The organism is Actinoplanes sp. NPDC048791, assembly GCF_040650095.1.
Classification (GTDB): Bacteria; Actinomycetota; Actinomycetes; order Mycobacteriales; family Micromonosporaceae; genus Actinoplanes.
In genome coordinates this window covers 1-6,382 of record NZ_JBEZGQ010000464.1, presented here as the reverse complement: position 1 = coordinate 6,382, position 6,382 = coordinate 1, and the positions used below count along the sequence as shown (strand labels likewise).

6 protein-coding genes are annotated in these 6,382 nt (G+C 69.9%); 4 read left to right on the top strand and 2 right to left on the bottom strand.

Annotated elements, in window-relative coordinates; translation table 11 throughout:
* Positions 1-881, bottom strand: an 881-nt coding sequence (locus AB0C29_RS28055; protein ID WP_360826034.1) for a glycosyltransferase family 2 protein, incomplete at its 3' end; no start/stop codon positions are given.
* 893 nt (positions 882-1,774) lie between these two features.
* Between AB0C29_RS28055 and AB0C29_RS28050 the strand changes: the two genes are divergently transcribed.
* Both AB0C29_RS28050 and AB0C29_RS28045 read left to right on the top strand, forming a co-directional pair.
* Entirely contained in the window at positions 1,775-2,710 is a 936-nt protein-coding gene (locus AB0C29_RS28050) for a sulfotransferase (RefSeq protein ID WP_360826031.1), read from the top strand.
* A 91-nt stretch (positions 2,711-2,801) separates the two neighbouring features.
* On the top strand, positions 2,802-3,716 hold the full coding sequence (locus AB0C29_RS28045; protein ID WP_360826029.1) for a hypothetical protein: 915 nt from the start codon (positions 2,802-2,804) through the stop codon (positions 3,714-3,716).
* Positions 3,717-3,899: 183 nt separating this feature from the next.
* Here the strand turns inward: AB0C29_RS28045 and AB0C29_RS28040 are convergent, their stop codons facing one another.
* The gene (locus AB0C29_RS28040; protein ID WP_360826026.1) at positions 3,900-4,673 is read right to left on the bottom strand and encodes a hypothetical protein; all 774 of its coding nucleotides are present in this window, start codon (positions 4,671-4,673) and stop codon (positions 3,900-3,902) included.
* A gap of 615 nt (positions 4,674-5,288) precedes the next feature.
* On the opposite strand from AB0C29_RS28040, the gene AB0C29_RS28035 reads away from it, so the two are divergent.
* Both AB0C29_RS28035 and AB0C29_RS28030 read left to right on the top strand, forming a co-directional pair.
* Entirely contained in the window at positions 5,289-5,702 is a 414-nt protein-coding gene (locus AB0C29_RS28035; protein WP_360826023.1) for an S-adenosylmethionine decarboxylase, read from the top strand.
* 2 nt (positions 5,703-5,704) lie between these two features.
* Positions 5,705-6,382, top strand: a 678-nt coding sequence (locus AB0C29_RS28030) for a hypothetical protein (RefSeq protein ID WP_360826020.1), incomplete at its 3' end; no start/stop codon positions are given.

The window sequence follows — 6,382 nt, the reverse complement described above, 5'->3', positions numbered from 1 at the left end:
CGGCGCAGGCCCCGGTTGAGGTGCGCGACGTGCTGGCGGGGGTCGCCGGCCGGGGCGACGCCGGCGACCGGCGGGCGGTTGACGACCTTGTTCAGCGCGCGCATCGGGGCGGTGCCGGCCGGGGTGGCGGTCGGGTGCTGGTGCAGGATGACGCCGGTGCCCTGGCTGCCGTTGCGGCGCTGACGGCGCATCCGGCCGTACTCGCTGAAGATGGTGCGCAGCACCCGGAAGCCGTCCCGGAAGGTGTTCAGGTTGCTCTGGCCGTGGATGCGGGCGTGCTCGACGCTGCCGACCTCGCCGACCTTCATCCCGTCGGCGGCGGCCCGGATGTTGATCATGGTTTCGATCTCGAACCCGTCGCCCCAGAGCTTGCTGCCGTCGGTGGGCCGCGGCAGGGCCGGGTCGGGCAGGGCCAGGGTCGGCACGACCCGGCGCCAGAAGGCGTTGTAGCCGTAGCAGAGGTCGGTGAACCGGGTCTTGAACAGGACGTTCACCACCAGGTTGAGGCCGTCGTTGCCGAGCTTGCGCAGCTTGGTGATGTCGTGGCTGTGCCCGCCCTTGTCGAAGCGCGAGCCCTTGACGAAGTCGGCGCCGGCCACCAGCTCGGCGACGAAGCTCGGGATCTCGGCCGGGTCGGTCGAGCCGTCGGCGTCGATCATCACGATGATGTCGCCCGTGCAGGCGGCGAAGCCGCAGGCCAGGGCGTTGCCCTTACCGGTACGGGTCTGCTGCACGATCACCACGTCCGGGCGCAGCTCGCGGGCCACGGCGACCGTGCGGTCCCGGGATCCGCCGTCGACCACGATCACCTCGTCGATGCCGTCGGGCAGTTTGGCGAACACGTGCGGCAGGTTCCGCTCCTCGTTCAAGGTCGGAATCACGACGCTTACGGTCGGTGACGGCTGCCCGTTACTCGGCGTGTTTCCCGAGGTCGTGGAAAGCTGCATGTCGGTCCCTTCGGGGGCGGCAGTTGCGACGTAATCGGCGGTTTCCGGGGAGGGAAACGCAGGTCGCTCGCTTCTGCCGCCAAATCTAGCAACACGCTACGTAGCGTCAACTAACCAAAGGGCCAGGGTGACGATGCCCGTGCGGTGAACCCTGACCAATCGAATGACCTGGGGTTATTCACATGGGCAACAAGATCGTACGCAAGCCCCAGTCGTCACAACCAGTAACGGACACTGAGGTAGTGGCGGCCGGAGAGAGGCGTTCCGGCGCCATTGCGGGCCATTCGATGGATCCGCGGCAGCGAATGGGGCATAGTCCAAATGTCGGATAACGCCGAGTGATCCGAATCACTCTCGGTAATGTGACGCGCTGTAGTTCCTCGGGTGCAAACGGGTTAGATCTGGGCCGGGGCGGTGCCCGGGGCGGTCGATGGATAAGTTGTCCCGGTGACGTCCGAGCCGGCTCCGCGCCGTACCGCACGGTCGTCGACACCGTGGGTGACCCGGTGACGGCGACCGACGCGCTGTGTGTCTGCGGCCATCAGCGATCCGCCCACGAGCACCATCGCGCCGGCACCGAATGCACCTTCTGCGGCCCCGAGGTGTGCCCGCGCTACCGCCGTCGTCGCTGGTGGCACCGGCGCGCCTGACCTGGGATCCGGGAGCGCCGCGGGGAGTGGTCGCGCCGCAGGCGGGTACCTACCCTGCTCACGGTGTGGACACCGGGTCGCGAAAACCTACTGTTTCTGTAGGCTAACTTCTACTTTCGCGGGGCGCCGCACACCTCGCCGGGTGGCGCCGCCGCACCGTACGAGGAGGTAGCCCCTATGCCGCTCCCGGACTTCCTGATCGCCGGCGTCCCCAAAGCGGGCACCACGGCCCTGCACGCCGCGCTGGTCCGGCATCCTCAGCTCTACCTGTCCAGGGTCAAGGAGCCGAAGTTCTTCCTCTCCGACGGGCCGCCGCCCAGGCTCGGCGGGCCGGGCGACGTGCAGACCTACCAGGAGCACGTGTGGCGCCGCGCCGACTACGAGGCGCTGTTCGCGCCCGCGCCGCCGGGCACGCTGCGGGGCGAGGCCACCCCCTTCTACCTGTACGACCTGGACGCCCACGACCGCATCCAGGCCCTGGTCCCGGACGCCAAGCTGATCCTGCTGCTGCGCGACCCGGTGGACCGGGCCCACTCCAACTGGACCCACCTGTGGAACGCGGGCCTGGAGCCGGAGGCCGACTTCCTCACCGCCTGCCGGGCCGAGGAGCAGCGCAAGGCGGACGGCTGGGCCGACTTCTGGCACTACATCAGCCTCGGGCTCTACGGCCGCCAGGTGCAGCACCTCTACAAGGTGTTCCCGCGTGAGCAGGTCCTGCTGCTGCGGTACCGCGAGCTCAAGGACGCGCCCGCCGCCACCCTGGACCGGGTCTGCGACTTCCTCGGCGTGCCGACCGGCGTGCTGCTCGAGATCCCCCGGGAGAACGTGAACCGCCACGTCGTCGAGGACAACGGCGTCAACCGGGTGCTGCGCGGACTGCTGCGGGCCGGCGGGCAGTTCGGCCACCGGTTCCCCGTACCGCTGCGCCTGGCCGCCCGCGGCCCGATCCTGACTGTGCTGCACCGCAAGCAGGGCGCCCGGCCGGTGACCACCCCGCAGGAGCGTGCCGCGCTGCTGCCCTTGTTCGTTGACGACATAGCGCTGCTGCAGGACGTGACGGGCGAGAGCTACGACGACTGGCTCTCCGTGGACCGACACGCCCGCACCCGGTAACCTGCCGGGGAATCCCTATCTTCCCCATAGATGATGCAAACTTGACCCGATACTCTTCGCTGTGTCGCTGACGCCACGAAACGGAGCCGCCTTGTCCATCGGAACTCAAGCCCTGCCGTTGCCTCGCTGGGAAGACGCCACGGTGGTGGTGGAGCCGCCCGGTGACGAGCCGGGAGCGTGGGCCGGCGCGCCGTCCTCGATCGTCGCGGACGGTGAGGTCTACCTGGCGTACAGGTTGCGCCTTCCGATCGGTGAGGGCCGGGGGATCTCCAACGTCGTCGCCCGCTCGGCCGACGGCCTGCACTTCACGGTCGTGGCCGAGGTGGGCAAGGACGCATTCGGCGCCGAGTCGCTGGAGCGCCCGGCGCTGGTCCGCACCCCGCAGGGCCGGTGGCGGCTCTACGTCAGTGCCGCCACGCCCGGCACCAAGCACTGGCGGGTCGACCTGCTCGAGGCCGACACCCCGGAAGGGCTGGCCACGGCCACCCCGCGCACTGTGCTGGCCGGCGACGAGACGGTCGGCGTCAAGGACCCGGTGCTGCACCACGACGAGTCCGGCTGGCACCTCTGGGCGTCGGTGCACCCGCTCGAGTCGTGGGACGACGCCGACCGGATGACCACGGAATACGCGACCAGCCCCGACGGGGTGCACTGGACCTGGCGGGGCACGGCGCTGGCCGGTCGCGCGGGCCGGTGGGACGCGCGCGGCGTGCGCGTCTCGTCGGTGTCCGTCGACGGCGACACCATCGTGGCGGCGTACGACGGCCGGGCCACCGCGGGGGAGAACTGGGAGGAGCGCACCGGCACGGCCCGCGGTGTGCGCCTGCCCGACGGCAGCTTCGGCGAGCTGACCGCGGAGGACGGCGAGCCGGTGGGCAGCCCGTACGCCCCCAACGGCCTGCGCTACCTGAGCCTGGTGACGATGCCCGACGGCCGCCAGCGCATCTACTACGAGGCGACCCGCCAGGACGGCGCCCACGACCTGCGCACCGAACTCGCCTACTGAGAGTGTGAGAGGCGGGTCACGAACACCGGGCCCGGCTCGCCGCTCATGATCGACCTGGCCTAGCGTCGGTCACATAACGCCCGGTCTCCGGGGCCCGCCACCATCACCGGCGGATCAGTACCGAGAGACCGTCCATGGCGGAGCCCGTCCCACGAGGACGCGCTCCGCCATGTCTGTCTCCGCTCAACCCGGCTGGACCCTGTCCCACAGGTCGCGATCGTCGCGGTGTCTGCGGCCTCCGGCGGTCAGCACCGCGCGCAGTGTTGCGAGGTCTTCGGTGTCCGGCGGCAGGTCCAGGCCGTTGAGCAGGGCGAGCGCCGCGTCCGGTTCCAGGTCGCCGTAGCTGTCGTGGTAACCGCCCAGCAGGGCCTGGAGCACCGCCGGCGCCAGCTCCGGCACGGTCGCGACGGCCTGCAGCACGTCGTGTTTGCGGTCCCACGGCACCGGCCCGGAATGGCCCAGGACCATGGCCGCCCGGCGGTGCAGCGGTCCGGCAGCGAGCTCGCGCAGCCGTCCCTGCTCCCGCAGCTCGCGGACGTCGTCGCCGATGACGGCGGCGAAGGCGACGTCGACGGTCGCGCGGTCCTCGAACCAGTCGACCCACAGCGAGTACGGCACCTGGGCGAGCGGCTCGGTCCTCTCCAGGCGCTGCCGGTAGCCGGCCCAGAAGGCCGCGGTGACCGCCGGGTCGTCCTGCTCGGCCAGGAAGACGTTCAACTCGAAGGTCACCCAGTACTCGTCGACCAGATCGAGCAGGCCGAGCCCGTTCCGCAGCCGGTCCAGCGGGGCCGGCTCGTCGTCGGAGAGGACACCGTCGGCCCATTCGTGGGCCAGCTCGTTGTCGGTCAGCTCCCGGTCTCCGGACGAATCCGTCTCGAGCCAGCGGCCCGGGCCCAGGGGAGTGACCCCGTGCCCCGCCAGCCACTGCAGGGTGCCGACCGCCTCGGGAGAGCGCACCCGGCGAGTATGGCCAGGCGTCGCCGGCCTGACCACCGGATATCCGCCGGACAGCGCGTCATGCTGAGCCGCCGACTGACTACATTGCGTGGTGTCGGCACCCGGTGGCGCCAGATATAACCGGGCTGCACCCCGGAAAGCACGCAGAGTGACGATATTGCGAGTGATCCGTACCACTGCGACTATTCGGACATCGGTGGTTCCGAGCTGTCTCTGCTGGTCAGGGCCGCCGCACCCAGCTTTCGGGTCTTCCGTCCGGACACTGCCCGCTTCCGTGCTGCTGGGCGAATCCTGTGAGGCGAGATAGACCTGTTGGGGTCCCTGTGCCGTGACCCCGCACGTTCGGGCAGGCGGTGATGGCCGCCCGGTCAGCGGCACCGCAGCTCAGTGGTCAGTTGACCCTGCGTAGCGCTGCGGTAGATTTGGTGACAGAAGCGAGCGAGTCAGGCTTCTCCCCCAAAAGCCCCACACGCTGCGCAACTGTCACCCCGAAGGAACCGACATGCCGCTCTCCGCGACTCAGGCCACCACCAAGAGTGATGACATGCGGTCACAGTCGGTGAAGGACCGCGCTCCCAAGCCGCCGGTGCGGCCGCGGCCCAGCACGGCTCCCTCGTGGTGACCCGCACCGCCACCGCCCCGCTCCCGATCCCCCCGCACCCGGAAGGCACCGCCGACATGCTGGATTTCAAGGACCTCGCCCCGACCATCACCCGCCAGCGCATGGTCGTCGAGGGGTACCCGACGTTCGTGATCACCGATGAGCACATCAAGGACTACTTGAAGAAGCTCTCGGACGTGACCGACATGATCACGATCATCGAGCCGGTCACCCACGTCAGCGACCTGTACGGCTGGGCCGGCTGGATCCACTGGGAGACCTCCGGCGCGCACTTCTACTCGTGGGAGCGCCCGATCTCGTTCTTCAGCGTGGACATCTACACCTGCAAGGCCTTCGACCCGCAGACGGTCATCGACTTCACCAAGGAGTACTTCCGGACCACCGAGCTCGTCGCCAAGGAGTTCTGAGCATGGGCCCGACCACGACCGCCCGCTACGACCTCGACCCGGCCGCGGTGCGGCGCATCACCGCCGAGTTCCTGGCCGCGCACCCCACGAGCGGCCGGTTCGTGACGGCGGTCGTCGGGCCGGACAGCGACCTGGCCGGGGTCGGCCGGGCCCTGGAACGCCAGGTCTTCTCCGAGACCTTCGGTAACGACGCCACGGTGATGGCAGCCGAGTACGGCCCGTACGAGGCGCGCAGCCTGTTCTTCGTGGTCATCGACCGTAGGCGCGGCGTGCCGGCCGGCGTGGCCCGCATGATCGAGAGCCACGGCGCCGGGGTCAAGACCGTCGACGACGCCCCGCCGCACGTCGGCGCGGACGTCGCCACCATCCTGGCCGCGCACGGTATGAACGGTGAGAAGGTGTGGGACTGCGCCACCCTCGCGGTCCTCCCGCAGTACCGCGGCCGCCGGTCGGCGCTGCTGGTCAGCACGATGATCTACCGCACCTTCCTGGTCATGGGCCGGCGCCACGGCGTCCGGCACGCGGTGTCGATGCTCGACAAGGGCGCGTACCGCAACCTCAAGCTCATCGGCGTGCCGATGCGGACGCTGGCGGACTCCGGACCGTTCGAGTACCTCGGCTCGGCCGAGAACCGCGCTGTCCACATGGACTTCCCGGCCATCGAGGCCGCCGTGCGGGAG